General features: G+C 71.6%; 14 protein-coding genes. 3 read left to right on the plus strand and 11 right to left on the minus strand.

The features are described 5' to 3' along the window. Window positions 1-7: 7 nt before the first annotated feature. Complete coding sequence (locus ABH928_RS23990; protein ID WP_370069843.1) at window positions 8-379, plus strand: YbjQ family protein; 372 nt, start codon at window positions 8-10, stop codon at window positions 377-379. Window positions 380-398: 19 nt separating this feature from the next. On the opposite strand, the gene ABH928_RS23995 is transcribed toward ABH928_RS23990, so the two are convergent. The 8 genes from ABH928_RS23995 to ABH928_RS24030 form a co-directional block, all read right to left on the minus strand. Next, window positions 399-4,427, minus strand: a complete 4,029-nt coding sequence (locus ABH928_RS23995) for a SpoIIE family protein phosphatase (RefSeq protein WP_370069845.1) — start codon at window positions 4,425-4,427, stop codon at window positions 399-401. Between the two features lie 434 nt (window positions 4,428-4,861). Continuing rightward, window positions 4,862-5,164 carry a hypothetical protein gene (locus tag ABH928_RS24000; RefSeq protein ID WP_370069847.1) on the minus strand — a complete coding sequence of 101 codons (303 nt, stop codon included), beginning with the start codon at window positions 5,162-5,164 and terminating at the stop codon, window positions 4,862-4,864. Window positions 5,165-5,232: 68 nt separating this feature from the next. Next, window positions 5,233-5,808, minus strand: coding sequence for a hypothetical protein (locus ABH928_RS24005; protein ID WP_370069849.1), 576 nt, complete (start codon window positions 5,806-5,808; stop codon window positions 5,233-5,235). A 166-nt stretch (window positions 5,809-5,974) separates the two neighbouring features. Next, window positions 5,975-6,928, minus strand: a complete 954-nt coding sequence (locus ABH928_RS24010; RefSeq protein ID WP_370069851.1) for a phytoene/squalene synthase family protein — start codon at window positions 6,926-6,928, stop codon at window positions 5,975-5,977. A gap of 14 nt (window positions 6,929-6,942) precedes the next feature. After that, window positions 6,943-7,188, minus strand: a complete 246-nt coding sequence (locus ABH928_RS24015; RefSeq protein WP_370069853.1) for a hypothetical protein — start codon at window positions 7,186-7,188, stop codon at window positions 6,943-6,945. 37 nt (window positions 7,189-7,225) lie between these two features. After that, window positions 7,226-8,902: an acyl-CoA dehydrogenase family protein gene (locus tag ABH928_RS24020; RefSeq protein ID WP_370069855.1), complete on the minus strand. Its 1,677-nt coding sequence runs from the start codon at window positions 8,900-8,902 to the stop codon at window positions 7,226-7,228. Continuing rightward, complete coding sequence (locus ABH928_RS24025; RefSeq protein WP_370069857.1) at window positions 8,899-9,561, minus strand: TetR family transcriptional regulator; 663 nt, start codon at window positions 9,559-9,561, stop codon at window positions 8,899-8,901. Before ABH928_RS24025 ends, ABH928_RS24020 begins: the two co-directional genes overlap by 4 nt. A 110-nt stretch (window positions 9,562-9,671) precedes the next feature. After that, window positions 9,672-10,211, minus strand: a complete 540-nt coding sequence (locus ABH928_RS24030) for a GNAT family N-acetyltransferase (RefSeq protein WP_370069859.1) — start codon at window positions 10,209-10,211, stop codon at window positions 9,672-9,674. Between the two features lie 76 nt (window positions 10,212-10,287). Between ABH928_RS24030 and ABH928_RS24035 the strand changes: the two genes are divergently transcribed. After that, complete coding sequence (locus ABH928_RS24035) at window positions 10,288-10,716, plus strand: CBS domain-containing protein (RefSeq protein WP_370069861.1); 429 nt, start codon at window positions 10,288-10,290, stop codon at window positions 10,714-10,716. Between the two features lie 32 nt (window positions 10,717-10,748). Here the strand turns inward: ABH928_RS24035 and ABH928_RS24040 are convergent, their stop codons facing one another. Together ABH928_RS24040 and ABH928_RS24045 are read right to left on the minus strand one after the other, a co-directional pair. Beyond that, window positions 10,749-11,147: a transglycosylase SLT domain-containing protein gene (locus ABH928_RS24040; protein WP_196193879.1), complete on the minus strand. Its 399-nt coding sequence runs from the start codon at window positions 11,145-11,147 to the stop codon at window positions 10,749-10,751. A gap of 322 nt (window positions 11,148-11,469) precedes the next feature. Beyond that, window positions 11,470-12,147 carry a TetR/AcrR family transcriptional regulator gene (locus ABH928_RS24045; RefSeq protein ID WP_370069864.1) on the minus strand — a complete coding sequence of 226 codons (678 nt, stop codon included), beginning with the start codon at window positions 12,145-12,147 and terminating at the stop codon, window positions 11,470-11,472. Between the two features lie 144 nt (window positions 12,148-12,291). On the opposite strand from ABH928_RS24045, the gene ABH928_RS24050 reads away from it, so the two are divergent. Then, on the plus strand, window positions 12,292-13,659 hold the full coding sequence (locus tag ABH928_RS24050; RefSeq protein ID WP_370069866.1) for a serine hydrolase domain-containing protein: 1,368 nt from the start codon (window positions 12,292-12,294) through the stop codon (window positions 13,657-13,659). Window positions 13,660-13,719: 60 nt separating this feature from the next. Here ABH928_RS24050 and metK read toward each other — a convergent pair whose 3' ends face one another. Continuing rightward, window positions 13,720-14,928, minus strand: a complete 1,209-nt coding sequence (metK, locus tag ABH928_RS24055; protein ID WP_370069868.1) for a methionine adenosyltransferase — start codon at window positions 14,926-14,928, stop codon at window positions 13,720-13,722. Window positions 14,929-15,001: the final 73 nt, after the last annotated feature.

Genomic DNA, 15,001 nt, shown 5'->3' on the forward strand with positions numbered 1-15,001 from the left:
GCGGCACATGGCGAACATCGACGAGTACGGCGGCGGTCAGCACACCCCGGATGTCCTGGTGGTCACCACCAACGACATCCCCGGCTACACGGTGGACCGCATCATCGGCGAGGTCTTCGGACTCACCGTCCGCTCCCGCAACATCGGCACCCAGATCGGCGCCGGACTCAAGTCCCTCGCCGGCGGCGAACTTCGCGGGCTCACCAAGACCCTGGTCGAAAGCCGCAACCAAGCCATGGACCGCCTCATCGACCAAGCCCGCGCACGCGGCGGCAATGCCGTCCTGATGATGCGATTCGATGTCTCGGACGCAGCCGGGAACGGCACCGAGGTCTGCGCCTACGGGACCGCCGCCGTCATCTCCCCGATCAACGGCTGAGCCCTACCAGCCGCTGGTTCTACAAGCTGTTCGTCACCAGCCCGTCGCCGTCCCCACCGGTGGGGCCCTCCGTCGGGCCGGTGACCCAGTGGGGCAGTTCCAGTTCGAGCCAGACCACCTTGCCGTTCGGGAGCGCCCGGCTGCCCCAGCGCCGGGCCAGCTCGTTGACCAGGTGCATGCCCCGGCCGCCCTCGTCCTCCGTCGACGCGTGCCGCAGCCGCGGGGCGCGGGCATCGGTGTCCGTGACCGCGATGGTGAGCACCCGGTCGCGGATCAGGCGCAGCTCGGTCGGCTGATCCGCGTGCAGCAGCGCGTTGCTGACGAGCTCGCTGACCAGCAGCTCCGCCACGTCGCAGAGCGAGTCCAGGCCCCACCCGGCAAGGGTCTCGCGGACGAAGTGGCGGGCCTTGCCGACGACCGCGGGGTCGCCGGAGAGTTCGAGGGTGGCGATCCAGTCGGCCTGGCGGCGCAGTGCCTGGGCCATGATGACGGCGATGTCGTCCTCGCTGCTGCGCGCGGCGAGCGCGTCCAGGACGGCGTCGCAGCGCTCCTCGAGCGAGGCGCGCTTCTCGGCGACGGTCCGGCACAGCAGGTCGAGGCCGACGTCCAGGTCCCGGTCGCGTCGTTCGACCAGGCCATCGGTGTAGAGGCAGAGCACCGCGTCCCCCGGCAGGGTGAACTCGACGCTGCGGAACGGCACCCCGCCGACTCCGAGCGGAGCGCCCGTCGGCAGTTCGACCAGCGTGGCGTTGCCGTCCGGGTCGACCAGCACCGGCGGCAGGTGTCCGGCGCAGGCGATGGAGACGCTGCCGTCGACCGGGTCGAAGACCGCGACGACGCAGGTGGCGAACTGGCCCTCGCCGACCGCCGACGCGGTCTCGTCCAGACGGCGCAGCACCCGGTCCGGGGCCAGGTCCATGGCGATCAACGTGCGTGCTGCCGTGCGTAGTTGGCCCATGCTGGCGGCGGCCTGCATGCCGTGGCCCATCACGTCGCCCACGACCAGGGCGACCCGGCCGCAGCTCAGCGGGACCACGTCGAACCAGTCGCCGCCGACCTCGCTGATCACACTGGCGGGCAGGTAGCGGTAGGCGATGTCGAGGCCGGGGGTGGTCCGGATCTCCTGCGGCAACAGGGCGTGCTGGAGCATCAGCGCGGTGTTGCGCTCGCGCCGGTAGAGCCGCGCGTTGTCGATGGCGATCGCCGCCCGCGCGGCGAGCTCCTCGGCGAGCGCGACGTCCTCCGGCGAGAACGGGACGGTGTCGACCAGCCGGATGAACTCGGCCCCGCCCAGCACCGCACCACGCGCCAGCAGCGGGACCATCAGATACGAGTGGACACCCGCCTTCAGCGCGGGCTCCACCCGGTCCGGGTGGGCCGTGATCCGGTGCAGCGCGGCCTCGTCGACCTGGTCGATCAGGATGGAGCGTCCGGTGCGCAGGCTCTCGGCGTAGACGGCGGCGGACTTGGAGGCCTGGCCCACGTTGTCGGCCGCTCCGACCATGTCGATGCCGTCGACCTCACCGACGGCCACCGCGCGCAGCAGCACCCGTCCGTCTTCGGGGATGCGGGGCTCGTCGTCGCCGAAACCGTTCTCCACGACCGAGTCGAGCAGGTCGACGGTGACGAAGTCGGCGAAACGCGGGATCACCAGCTCGACCAGCTCCTCGGCGGTCCGCTGCAGGTCCAGCGTGGTGCCGATCCGGGTGGAGGCGTCGTTGAGCAGGGCCAGCCTGGCCTGTGCCTCGTGCGCCTCGACGAGCGCCTGCTCCCGCGCCAGGGACGCGTCCCGCTCGCGGGTGAAGAGCCGGGCGTTGTCGATGGAGACGGCCGCGCGGGCCGCCAACTCCCCTGCGAGCGCCAGGTCCTCGGCGTCGAAGGGGCGGTCGGTGACGGTCCGGTAGAAGGCCGCGACGCCGAGCGCCATGCCGCGCGCGATCAGCGGCACCACCATGAAGGAGCGGATGCCGTCGTCCAGGACGGCCTGCGCACGGGCCGGATCGGCGTCGAACCAGCGCAGCGCCTGCTCGTCCACCTGCGGCACCAGTACCGGACGCCGGTGGGCCAGGCACCAGGCGTAGGGGGTGGCGGGGTGGAACCGGTGCACGTCGCCGACGGGGGCGACCGGGCTCATGCCTGCGCCCGGTCGGGTATGGAAGGCCAGGCGGCGCAGCAGCGCGGAACGGTCCGCGGGTCCGCGGGGCCCGGCGGTCTCACCGGTGTCGTTGACCAGATCCTCCAGCACCTCGACGACGACCGCGTCGGCCAGGCCCTGGGTGCCGACCTCGCCCAGCTCCAGGGCGGTCCGTTGCAGGTCGAGGGTGGTGCCGATGCGCGTGGAGGCCTCGTTGACCAGGGCCAACCGCTCGCGGGCGGCGTTGGCCTGGGCAAGGGTCTGCTGCCGCTCCAGCAGAGTCTGGTGCTCGCGCAGGTAGAGCCGGGCGTTGTCGATGGCGACGGCGGCGCGGGAGGCGAGCTCGTCGCCGAGGGTCACGTCCTCGCTCTCGAACGCCTCGCGACCCGGACGGCGCAGGTAGACGACCATGCCGAGTACCGAGCCACGGGCCACCAGCGGCGTGATCCGGACCGGCCCCGGTTCGTTCCCGTCCTGCGCGGCCGACCCCGGATCGCTCTGCGGCGGGGTGTACTGGGCGAACTGACGGACCGTCTGCTCAACGGTCGGCTCAGCGGCGCCTGAACTCCCGTAGACCGGACCGACCCCGCTCGGGCCGTTCCGGCTGTTCCGCCCGTTCCGCCCGTTCACGCCGAGCAGGGTCGCCAGCAGGCTGCCCGGCTGGTCGGGCGACAGGGTGACGGTCCGTCCGGTGGTCATCGCGACGGCGTAGGCGGAGTCGGGCGGGATGTCGAAGACGGCGATGTCGGCTGTGCCCGCTGTTCCGGCCGGTCCGGTCTCCGTGGAGGCCACGGCCAGCCTGCGCACGCGGTCGATCGGTGGCGTCACGTCGCCCCGTCCGCCTCCCGCGTCGTCCCCGTCGGCGTCGGCGCCGTGGCCGTGGCCGTGGAGGTGGACGTGCGGGTGGGCCCGTCCGGCGCCGCCGTGCTCGTGGCCGTCCTCGCCCGCCTCGGGCTCGCCGGAGACCAGCCGCTCCAGGACGAAGACGGCGGCGAGGTCGGCGACCTTGGGCACCATCGCGTCGACCAGCTCGCGGGCCGTGCGCACCAGGTCGAGCGTGGTGCCGATCCGGGAGTTGGCGTCGAAGAGGATCTGCAGCCGCTCACGCGCCCGCGCCGCGCGCGACTCCGCGAGGTACCGCTCGGTGACGTCCACGATGGTCGAACTGACCCCGAGCACCCGGCCCGAGGTCGGCTCCTCCAGCCGGAAGTAGGCGGCCGACCAGGCGTGTTCCTGCTCGGGATCACTGGGGGTGATGCCGTGCGAGCGCGCGTCGACGACGGGTTCACCGCTGGTCAGCACGCCGCGCATCACCGCCTCGATCTCCTCGCCGTTCAGGCCGGGCAGTATCTCGGAGACGGTGCGGCCCAGGTGCTGCTCGATGGTCAGGCCGTTGATCTCGGCCAGCGCGTGGTTGAGCCGGACGAAGCGCATCTGGTCGTCGTAGACGGCCATGCCGACCGGCGACTGGGTGAAGAAGCTGTCCAGCACGGCCAGGTTCGACTGGAGCCGGCGCAGCGAGCGCACGTCGGAGGCGACGGCGAGGACCAGCGGGTGCCCGTTCGGGCCGGTCAGCGGGTGGGTGCGGAACTCCAGGTTGACCAGATGCCCGTCCCGGTGCCGGACCGGGAAGACGCCGGACCAGCTCCGTCCGGCGACTATCGACTCGAAGAGCTGCACCACTTCGGGACGGTTCTCCGGCGTGGTCAGCAGGTCGGCGGCATAGCGTCCCACCGCCTCGACCGCGCTGTAGCCGAGCAGCAGCTCGGCGTCGGCGCTCCAATGCAGGATCCGGCCGTCGTCCTCGATCAGCGCGGTGGCGATGGGGATGGTCAGCAGTCCACCCGGACGCGGCTGCCCGCCCGCCGCCGCACGGCGTGCACCGGGGCCGCTGCCCTGCTCGTCTGATCCCATGGTCAGATAACCGCCCGGAGCCCGAAGGATGATCGCTCCCGCTCCCCAATCTTCCCACCTTCCCCGCACGCCGCTCGCGGAGCGCCCGCCGATCGGGGTAGCACGAAACCGGCGGGCACCAGTGCGAACAAACGTCGCACCAGCGCGGAAGAACACAGGGAATCACAGGAGGCGGCCCAAGGAAACCCGTTCCGAGAAGATCGCGTGGACAAGATCGCGCGGACGGGATCACGGCGGGCGACCACCGGCTTTCCACCCGCGGCGTCCTGGAGCGCGTCGCGGCGCCACGCAGCGCCACCCAGCACCACGGCCCGGAGACGTGCGTCGTCTCCGGGCCGAGTGTGCGCTCAGGTCCGCACGGGTGAACCGGGCCACCGGTGCGACCGGCGGCGGCCGACTGCGGCCAGCCAGGGCGGCCGGCCTCGCCAGGGGCGTCAGGCCTCGCCGGGGTGCCAGGTCGGCCACTCCCAGGGCCGGTCGGCCCAGTGGACCATCTCGGCGTCGTCGAGGTCGAGCTGCGGGTAGAGCTGCTGGATCCGCGGGACGAACTCCTCGCGGGCCAGCGGTTCGGTGTGGTCGCCCAGCCGGACCAGCCGGTAGCGCCCGTCGCTGGCGTAGGGCGCCACGTCAACCATCGGTTGCCGTGCCGCGTGGTGGAAGCCGCCGCCCTCGGAGTCGACCATGTCGTCGACGCGGGGCTTGACGGCTGTCGTCTTGTGTCGGTGAAGCAGGCTCATCGCGGGCCGCCTTCCGTGGCGCCAAGGTGGCGTACCCCCCGGGAACATCTCCACGGTACGCGCGCCGGTCAGCTCAGCACACCCAGGACGACCGCCGTCACGAACAGCAGCCCGAGCGCGCCGAACCAGCCCAGCGTGATGCGACGCCCGAGCCGCGACGGCCGCAGGCGGATCCGCTCCAGCCGCCGGGGGAAGAACATGTTCCCGGTCACCATCACGAAGCTGAACAACCCCATCGACGCGAAGAAGAGGGCCGCGGCGAGCCCGGCCAGGTCCTCGGCGAGGCCACCCATGCCGACCGCCGTGCAGTCACCCCCAGGGGTGCACCGGACGTTGAGGCGCGTGCCGAAGCCGTAGTGGGCGTCCGCGTCGTCGATCTTCCACAGGCCGGACGTGACACCGCTCCGGCCCGGATCGCCCGAGCCCTCGCAGTTGGTGACCGTCGACTTGCCGCTCGGGACGTCCACGCAGTCCAGGACGGTCATCCGCAGCACCGTACTCTCACGCAGGCCGAGCTGCGTGCCGATTCCCTCGGCGGCCATCACCACGCCGACGCAGGCTCCGATCGTCAGTCCCAGCAGGGCGAAGAACGCGATGACTCCGGCGCAGCTGATCCCTTCACGCCGGGCGGGCCGGGTCGCCATCCTGCTCCGCACACGAACGGGACCGTCCCATTCCAGCCCGCGACGCTCGGGCTGCCCGCTTCTCCGCGTCTTCTGCGCAGGCTGCTTCCGTGCCATCACTCGTCCCCCGGTTCGTGTTCCGTTCCGTGCGCGTGACCGCTCCCCGCGACGCGCACGGTCGGACAACCTACCGTGTGCCCGACCGCCCCCTGCGGACCCGCCTGGCCTCGCGGTACTCACGCAGCAACAGCGCCAGCGCCGAGGGCACGGACGGCCGGGCCGAACCCTGAAGCAGCGCAGGCCCCTTGCGGGCGGCGGCGGCCGCGGTGAGCTCCTCCAGCCCGATCAGCGCCCGGGTCATCGGCCGGTTCTCGGGCGGGACCAGCGCGACCAAGGCGCGCCCCTGCACCAACGTCGTCCGGGCCTGGTCCAGCAGGTGCCGGATCAGCGCCGCCGTCCCGGAGGACTCTTCCCCGACCAGGTCCGCGCGCGTGACGCCGAAGGCGTCGAGCGTCTCGGTCGGAACGGTCAACCGGCCCGCGGCCAGGTCCTCGGCGAGGTCGTTGACGAAGTCGAGCCGCTGGCCGCCGTCGATGAAGGTGCGGCAGGCGGCACGGAACCGCTCGTCGGGCTGGGCACCGACAGGGCCCAACAGGCAGGCGACGACCATCAGCGCGGGCAGCGCGTAGGCGTCGAGGTAACTCTGGTAGTCGGCCTCGGTGGTGAAGCCCACGAAGTCCAGGTCGGCGAGTGCGGTCTCCAGCAACTCCTCGACGGCCTCGCGTAGTTCGGGCCGGGCGGACGCGCTGTGCGCGAGCGCGCGCAGCAGGGGTGCCTCCGGTCCGGCGGGAGTGCCGCCTGCGAGCGCGTCCCGCACGGACGCGGCGAACCTCCCGTACTCCGCGCGGCGGACGTCCCGGTCGGCCGTCCCGTCCTCCGAGTCGAGCACGTCGTCGTTGCGGTGCATGAACGCGGTCGCGGCGACGACATGCGGTACCAGCGCGGCGGGCACGAGCAGCCGAACCGCGAGATACGCCTCGGGCCGGTACCGGGCGACCACCCGGCGCTGCGCCGCGTAGTCGGAGCGGAGAACGGCATCGTGCACCCCGGCCGCGTCCAGGGTCCTGTTCCAGGTGGTCACGGGCCCACAGCCTGTCAGATGCCGCTACCTGGTCCCGTCTCCCGGTACAGGTCGCGGAGCAGCGCGATCTCGGCGCTGTGGTGGAGCACCTCCTGGTTGGCCCACCAGACCGTCTCGACGAAGGGGTCCTCGGGGTCGCTGCCGTACGGGTAGGTACTCACGCCGACCGTGTCGAGGACCGCGTCGTCCTCGACCGAGCGCAGCGCCGAGCGCCAGGCCCCGGCCGCCGCCTGGAACGCCGCGACGGCAGGCGCGGGCATCGGACCTCCGGGAACAGGCGTCACCTTGGGAGGGAACCTACCCGGCCAGGCCGACCGGCGTCCGGTCGATGACGGCGGCGAGGTCCACCCCGGTGGGCAGTGCGCCGAACACCAACGACCGGTCCGCGCCCAGGCGCGAGGCGCAGAAGGCGTCGGCGACCGCCGCGGGCGCGTGCCGGACCAGCAGCGAGGCCTGGAGCGTCAACGCCAGTCGCTCCACCAGGCGGCGGGCGCGCAGTTCGGCCTGCTCCGGGTCGGCGAGCTCCGCGCGGACGGCGTCCCAGGACGCGTCGAGGCGGGCGTCGGCGCCCTTGGCCGCCTCGATCTCGGCGGCGAAGGCGTGCAGCGACTCCGGCTCGCGGGCCAGGGCGCGGAGCACGTCGAGCGCCTGGACGTTGCCGGACCCCTCCCAGATCCCGTTGAGCGGGGCCTCGCGGTAGAGCCGGGGCATCCCTGACGCCTCGTCATAACCGTTGCCTCCCAGGCATTCCAGCGCCTCCACCACGGCCGCGGGCTGGCGCTTGCAGACCCAGAACTTGCCGACGGCGGTGGCGAGCCGCAGGAAGGCCCGCTCCCCCGCGTCGCCGCGCTGGGCCCGGTCGGCCGCACCCGCGACGCGCAGCGCGAGCGTGGTGGCGGCCTCGGACTCCAGCGCGAGGTCGGCGACGACGTTGCGCATCAGCGCCTGGTCGATCAGCCTGGCGCCGAAGACCGAGCGGTGCCGGACGTGGTGGGCCGCCTGGGCCAGCGCGGCGCGGGTGCCGGAGGCGGAGCCGAGGATGCAGTCGAGCCGAGTCATGGTGACCATGTCGATGATGGTCCGCACGCCCTGCCCCTGCACCCCGACCAGCCAGGCGACGGTGTCGTCGAACTCCGGCTCGCTGCTGGCGTTGGAGCGGTTGCCGAGCTTGTCCTTGAGCCGCTGGATCCGGAAGGTGTTACGGCTGCCGTCCGGGAGCACGCGCGGCACCAGGAAGCAGGAGAGCCCGCCGGGCGCCTGCGCCAGCACCAGGAACACGTCGTTCATCGGCGCGCTGGTGAACCACTTGTGGCCGCGCAGCCGCCAGGTGCCGTCCGGACGCTCGACGGCCGTGGTGGTGTTGGCGCGGACGTCGGTCCCGCCCTGCTTCTCGGTCATCCCCATCCCGGCCAGCAGCCCGCGCTTGCCGAGCGGCGCGCGCAGCCCGGGGTCGTAGACCCGACTGGCCAGCAACGGTTCGTACTGCGCCGCGAGTTCGGGCTGCGCGCGGAGCGCGGGGACGACGGCGTAAGTCATCGAGATCGGGCAGCCGTGCCCGGCCTCGGCGGTGCTCCAGGTCATGAAGGCTGCGGCGCGCGCGACATGGACGCCCGGACGGGCGTCCACCCAGGGTGCGCCCGCCATGCCCTCGCGCACGGCGACGTCCATCAACTGGTGGTAGGCGGGGTGGAACTCAACCTCGTCGATGCGGTTTCCGTAGCGGTCGTGGGTGCGCAGCTCGGGCTCGTGGCGGTTGGCCTGGTCGGCCCAGTGCTGGACCTCCTCGCTGCCGGCCAGCCGCCCGACGCGGTGCAGGTCCTCTTCGTACCAGCCGGCGCCCTCCCGGTGCAGGCCCTCGATCAGCACCGGGTCCGCGGCGACGTCATGGCCTACCAGCGGCGGGACCTGGTTGGTCACCTCGTGCGTACGTGCGCTCGGCTCGCTGCGCAGCGGCAGGTCAGCGGCGGTGCTCATCGGGTCCTCCGTCGGTCAGGGTCGGTCATCGTCGATGGGTGTCGATGGGCGGGACGGGCGGCTGCGCCCGCGCAGCGCAGCGACAGGGCACGCAGTTCGGCGACCAGGCGCTCGGCGGCGTCCGTCGGTTCGACAAGCGGATCGACCAGGATCTCGCCGATCGCGCCGGTGAGCGCGGCTGCGGTGATCTCGGGGTCCTGCTCCGGCAGCAGTCCGATGGCGACGCCCTCGCGGACCACCTCCGCGAAGAGCGCCCGGTAGCGGCGGCGGTACTCCAGCCGCTCCGCGCCGACGGCCGGGTCGGCGGGCGCGGCCAGCAGCGCGTACGCGAGCCCGCGACGCTCCAGCGCGCGCCGCGCGAACACCTCGACTCCGTGCGCGAGCCGTTCGACCGGGTCCCCGCTGCCTTGCCGCAGGACCTCGCCGAGCACCTCGACCTCACGCCCGGAGGCGCGCCGGAAGACCTCGACGGCGAGCGCCGCCTTGGACGCGAAGTGCTGGTAGACGGAGCCAGCCGACATCCCGGCGGCAGCGGCCACCACCGTCACCGACGCCCCGGCCCAGCCCACCTCGGCCACGACGTCCGTGGCCTTCGCGACCAGCCGGTCGCGTGCGGCGTCGAGTCGACGTCGCACGGCAGGGGTCTCGCGGTAGGCCATGAAAGAAGTGAACCATCATTCAGACCTTCGATCCACCCCGGACGCAAAGGAGCCCCGGCAGCACGCCGCCGGGGCTCCTGATCATCCGTCAGCCAAATACTGACCTACCATCACACATCAACATCTGCACCGGAGAAGCCCAAGAGGTGGACACCGCGCCCGGCGGAGTCCACCTCTCCGGTGGCCTGGAGGCCGAGGCGCGCGGCCAGGCGCAGCGACGGCGTGTTGTCGTCCCGGATCAGCGCGTACACGGGCACATCCGGATGGAGCGGGCGGGCATACTCCAGCGCCGCGCCCGCCGCCTCAGCGGCGAAGCCGCGTCCCCACGCAGCGGGCCGGAAGCGGTAGTAGAGGTTGAAGGCGGTGAACTCGTCGCGTCCGGCGATCCGGATCGGCGCGAACTTCACCCCGGCGAAGCCGACGATCTCGTCGTCGAGGCCGACCGAGAAGTAGCCGACTCCCAGCCGGTCCCACTCCTCGATCCACGCGTGCAGCCAGCGCTCGCAGGCGTCCGGCGGCGTGGGGCCGTGGGGGTTGTGGCGGTTGGTCTCCGGGGCGGAGTGGACCGCGACGGCGACCGCCAGGTCGTCCGCTGTCGGGCGGAACAGCTGCAGACGTTCGGTCCGGATGACAGGCCTACGAGTGATCACCCGGCCGAGCGTAGTCAGCCTACGATGAGAAGCGAGGGGGAAGTGCTGCAGGCCACGCGACACAGGAGGCCGCATCATGACCACAGCAGAACAGATCATGCATCCGGGCGCCCAGTGCGTCACCGAGCACGAGTCGCTCGCCGTGGCGGCCAAACTCATGCGGGACCGTGGGGTGGGCGCGCTGCCCATCTGCGGCGACAACGACCGTCTCATGGGCATCATCACCGACCGCGACATCGTCGTGAGGTGCATCGCGGTCGGTCTCGACCCGGCCGTCACCACGGCCGGGGAGCTGGCCCGGGGTCGCCCGCTGACCATCGAGGGCAGCGACGACATCGAGCAGGTGCTACGAGTGATGGAGCAGCACCGGGTCCGCAGGCTTCCGGTGATCAATCACCCGGAGCACCGACTGATCGGCATGATCAGCGAGGCGGACGTGGCGCGGCATCTGCCGCAGGCGCGTGTCGCGGAGTTCGTCTCCGCCATCTGCGCCGAGGAGGAGTGAGTCCCCCAACTGGAACTGTCGGTCAGGGCCGATCAGTACCAGTTGTGGGCCTGCCAGAAGGACCACGCGGCGTTCGGGCTGCCGTAGGTGGAGTTCATGTAGCTCAGCGCCCACTTGATCTGGGTCGCCGGGTTGGTCTGCCAGTCGGCGCCGGCGGAGGCCATCTTGGAGGCCGGCAGGGCCTGGCCCAGGCCGTAGGCACCGGAGGAGGCGTTGGTCGCGTTCACGTTCCAGCCACTCTCGTGGGAGATGATCGCGTCGAAGGAAGCGAGCTGGTCCGCGGGCACGATCGAGGCTGCGACGGACTGGGCGTCGGTCGGAGCGGCAGCGGAGGCCATGCCGGAGGCGCCGATGACGGCGACGGAGGCGAGGGCGGCGGTGCCGGCGAGGGAGACGGACAGGGTACGCAGCGACGGGATGCGGATAGCCATACTGAAGCAAATCTCCTTGCTAGGGGGTAGGTCCCTCGCGTTCCGCACCAGGCAAGGAAGTGCCACAGTCACGGTTCTGCGAGGCGGTCGGGGCCGACGTTCCCGGGGGCTGTACCCGTCCGGCGCGGCCCGACGTCCACCACTGTGCAGGGACCGCCGAGGGGTGGGCAACCCCCCTCACTACGACGCACGATCGTTGCAAATCGGACATTTCGTGATGCCAGTGCAGCAATCGGCCCATACGCTCTCCTATCGCCGGTAGTACCGCCCCTACAGCGTGTGGCGGGGCTCACCCTCCGACTTGCGCACTGTCAGCGCCGGACTACGCTCCGTCTGCCGAAATCCGGCCTTCCAGCCCGTCGAGCAGGGCGCTCAGACCGAAGGCGAAGGCGTCATCCGGCCCCGATCCGTAGTCGGCCGACGACGTACCGAGACGGGCGCGCAACCTCGGGAACCGGGCGGCGACCTCCTCCGCGTCCTTCATCGCCTCGGCCATCCGCGCCTCGCCGTCCCCCGCCTGGGCCAGCCTGCGGGCGAGCGACGCGGTGGCGGCGAGCCCGAGGGCATTGCCGAGCACGTAGGTGAAGACGGACGCGGCGGCCTGGTCGACCTCGGCGCCGGTGAACCCGGCCGCCTCGTAGATGCCCAGGTTGTGGTCGTCGTGGCGCGCCTTGCCCGGACCGAACATCGGCTGCGCCCCGAAGGCCTGCACCATCCAGCCGTGCCGGGCCAGCATGGTGTGCAGCCCGGTCGCCATCTCCTCCGCCGCCCCGCGCCAGCCGACGGCTTCGACGTCGGGCAGCGCGATCTCGTGCCAGACGTGGTCGCCGGCGAGGGCGATCAGGTTCTCCTTGCTGCCGACGTGCCAGTACACGGCGGTCGCGGCGGATCCGAGCCGCGCACCGAGGGCGCGCATGTTGAGACCCTCCAGTCCCTCGGCGTCGAGCAGTTCGACGGCGGCCAGGACGATCTGATCGCGGGTCAGTGTGTCGCGGGGCATGGGCCCATGCTACTTGCACAATGTTCAAGAAACCAGTTGCACAGCGTTCAAGAGCGGCGTAGTGTCCAACTTGAACACAGTGCAAGTCCCGAGCACGAGCACGTCCCACGGGGCACCACCGACGACCGCAAAGGGCGGATCACCATGAGCGAGCAGCAGTTGACCGCATTCGTCGAGGAGACGGCCGAGAAGTTCGCCGTTCCGGGCCTCGCCGTCGGCGTCTGGGCGGACGGTCGGGAGATCCACGCCTGCCACGGCGTGACCAGCCTGGAGAACCCGCTCCCCGTCGACGGCCACACCCTCTTCCAGATCGCCTCCATCTCCAAGAGCGTCACGGCTACCGCGCTGATGCGCCTCGCGGAGCAGGGCCGGGTCGACCTGGAGGCCCCGGTCCGCTCCTACGTCCCCGAGCTCGCCCTGGCGGACGAGGCGGCGACCGCACGGATCACCGTGATGCACCTGCTCAACCACACCTCCGGCCTGGACTGGAACCTGGTCACCGACACCGGCGAGGGTGACGACGCGCTGGCCGCCTTCGTGGCCCGGCTGGCCGAGCTGCCGATGGTCTCCGAGCCGGGCGCGCGTGCCTCCTACAGCCAGGGGGGCTACAACCTGCTCGGCCGCGTCATCGAGTGCGTCACCGGCCGGACCTACGAGCAGGCCGTCACCGAACTGGTCCTGGAACCCGTGGGCATGTCCGAGAGCTTCTTCCTGATCGGCAGCGTGATCACCCGACGCTTCGTCGTCGGCCACGAACCGGACGCGGACGGCCGGGTCGCGGTGTCCCGCATGTGGAAGGGCCCCCGCTACAACAACCCCGGCGGCGGCCTGCTCACCACGGTGGCCGACCTGCTCCGCTGGTCGCGCTTCCACCTGGGCGACGGCCGCACCGAGAGCGGCGAGCGGATCCTCAGCCCGGAGAGCCTGCGGCGGATGCAGCAGCCGACCGTCGAGCTGAAGGCCAGCTCCCTCGGCGACGCGTTCGGCATCTGCTGGTTCCTGCGCGAGGTGGGCGGCGTGCGGGCCTTCGGGCACGGCGGGTCGGCCAGTGGCCAGATGGCCGAGCTGCTGATCGTCCCGGAGCGCGACTTCGCGGTGGTCTCGCTGGCGAACGCGACGGACGGCATGAACGCCAACCAGGAGATCCTGCGCTGGACCCTGGAACACCACCTCGGCCTGGTCGACCGCGACGCCGAGCCGCTCCCCCACGACCCGGCCCGCGCCGCCGAACTGGTGGGCCGCTACGACAGCGACGCGATGACAGTGACCGTTGACTCCGACGACCAGGGCATGACGCTGGCGGCGGCCATCAAGCCGGAGCTCCGCGCCGCGCTCGGCGGCGAGGCGCCCGCGGACTACCCGCCGGAGTCGATGGGCCTGCTTCCGGGCGACGGCGACGAGTACATCGTCACCGGCGGCGGCCTCAAGGGTCAGCGGGGATGCTTCACCCGCGACGCCGACGGCAACGTCACCACGATCGACCTGGCCGGCCGGGTCTTCGCCCGGGTCTGAGCGCCAAAAGGGAGAGGGTGCGGGGCTGACGCCCCGCACCCTCTCCCTTTTGACCAGGTGTTACTCGGCCACGGCCTTCTGCAGCGCCTCGACTCGGTCGGTGCGCTCCCAGGTGAAGTCCGGCAGCTCGCGGCCGAAGTGGCCGTAGGCGGCGGTCTGGGAGTAGATCGGGCGGAGCAGGTCCAGGTCGCGGATGATCGCGGCCGGACGCAGGTCGAAGACCTTGGTGACGGCCTCCTGGATCTTCAGCACCGGGACGGTCTCGGTGCCGAAGGTCTCCACGAAGAGACCGACCGGCTCGGCCTTGCCGATCGCGTAGGCGACCTGGACCTCGGCGCGCGTGGCCAGACCGGCCGCGACGATGTTCTTGGCCACCCAGCGCATCGCGTACGCGGCGGAGCGGTCGACCTTGGACGGGTCCTTGCCGGAGAAGGCGCCGCCGCCGTGGCGGGCCATGCCGCCGTAGGTGTCGATGATGATCTTGCGGCCGGTCAGACCGGCGTCACCCATCGGGCCGCCGATCTCGAAGCGACCGGTCGGGTTGACCAGCAGCCGGTAGCCGTCGGTGGACAGCCCGATGCCGCGCTCGGCCAGCGCCTTGAGCTCCGGCTCCACGACGAACTCGCGGATGTCCGGGGTCAGCAGCGACTCCAGGTCGATGTCCGACGCGTGCTGCGAGGAGACGACCACGGTGTCGAGGCGGACCGCCTTGTCGCCGTCGTACTCGATGGTGACCTGGGTCTTGCCGTCCGGGCGCAGGTACGGGATGGTCCCGTTCTTGCGCACCTCGGACAGGCGGGCCGACAGGCGGTGGGCCAGGTAGATCGGCAGCGGCATCAGCTCGGGCGTGTCGTCGCACGCGTAGCCGAACATCAGGCCCTGGTCGCCGGCGCCCTGCTTGTCGAGCTCGTCCTCGTCGCCCTCGACCCGGTTCTCGTAGGCGGTGTCGACACCCTGGGCGATGTCCGGCGACTGGGCGCCGATGGAGACGGAGACACCACAGGAAGCTCCGTCGAAGCCCTTCTTCGAGGAGTCGTAGCCGATCTCCAGGATCTTGTCGCGCACCAGCTGTGCGATCGGGGCGTAAGCCGCGGTGGTCACCTCCCCCGCGACATGGACCTGGCCGGTGGTGATCAGCGTCTCGACAGCGACCCGCGAGGTGGGGTCGTCCTTGAGCAGGGCGTCGAGGATGGTGTCGCTGATCTGGTCAGCGATCTTGTCCGGGTGACCTTCGGTCACGGACTCGGAGGTGAACAGGCGGCGAGACACAGCGCTCCCTGGGTTGCAGCGGCTGCTGACTAAACCGCTCGGGCCGAATTGCCCGGGCGGTCCGGAAAGACTT

Origin of the sequence: Streptacidiphilus sp. MAP5-3, from assembly GCF_041262505.1 — a bacterium.
In the GTDB taxonomy this organism is placed as follows: Bacteria; Actinomycetota; Actinomycetes; order Streptomycetales; family Streptomycetaceae; genus Streptacidiphilus.

What these genes read in the sequence shown, in the direction of transcription:
- ABH928_RS23990 (WP_370069843.1), top strand. Translation starts at nt 8, where the DNA reads ATGGCGAACATCGACGAGTACGGCGGCGGTCAGCACACCCCGGATGTC.
- ABH928_RS23995 (WP_370069845.1), bottom strand. Translation starts at nt 4,427, where the DNA reads ATGGGATCAGACGAGCAGGGCAGCGGCCCCGGTGCACGCCGTGCGGCG.
- ABH928_RS24000 (WP_370069847.1), bottom strand. Translation starts at nt 5,164, where the DNA reads ATGAGCCTGCTTCACCGACACAAGACGACAGCCGTCAAGCCCCGCGTC.
- ABH928_RS24005 (WP_370069849.1), bottom strand. Translation starts at nt 5,808, where the DNA reads ATGGCGACCCGGCCCGCCCGGCGTGAAGGGATCAGCTGCGCCGGAGTC.
- ABH928_RS24015 (WP_370069853.1), bottom strand. Translation starts at nt 7,188, where the DNA reads ATGCCCGCGCCTGCCGTCGCGGCGTTCCAGGCGGCGGCCGGGGCCTGG.
- ABH928_RS24020 (WP_370069855.1), bottom strand. Translation starts at nt 8,902, where the DNA reads ATGAGCACCGCCGCTGACCTGCCGCTGCGCAGCGAGCCGAGCGCACGT.
- ABH928_RS24025 (WP_370069857.1), bottom strand. Translation starts at nt 9,561, where the DNA reads ATGGCCTACCGCGAGACCCCTGCCGTGCGACGTCGACTCGACGCCGCA.
- ABH928_RS24035 (WP_370069861.1), top strand. Translation starts at nt 10,288, where the DNA reads ATGACCACAGCAGAACAGATCATGCATCCGGGCGCCCAGTGCGTCACC.
- ABH928_RS24040 (WP_196193879.1), bottom strand. Translation starts at nt 11,147, where the DNA reads ATGGCTATCCGCATCCCGTCGCTGCGTACCCTGTCCGTCTCCCTCGCC.
- ABH928_RS24045 (WP_370069864.1), bottom strand. Translation starts at nt 12,147, where the DNA reads ATGCCCCGCGACACACTGACCCGCGATCAGATCGTCCTGGCCGCCGTC.
- ABH928_RS24050 (WP_370069866.1), top strand. Translation starts at nt 12,292, where the DNA reads ATGAGCGAGCAGCAGTTGACCGCATTCGTCGAGGAGACGGCCGAGAAG.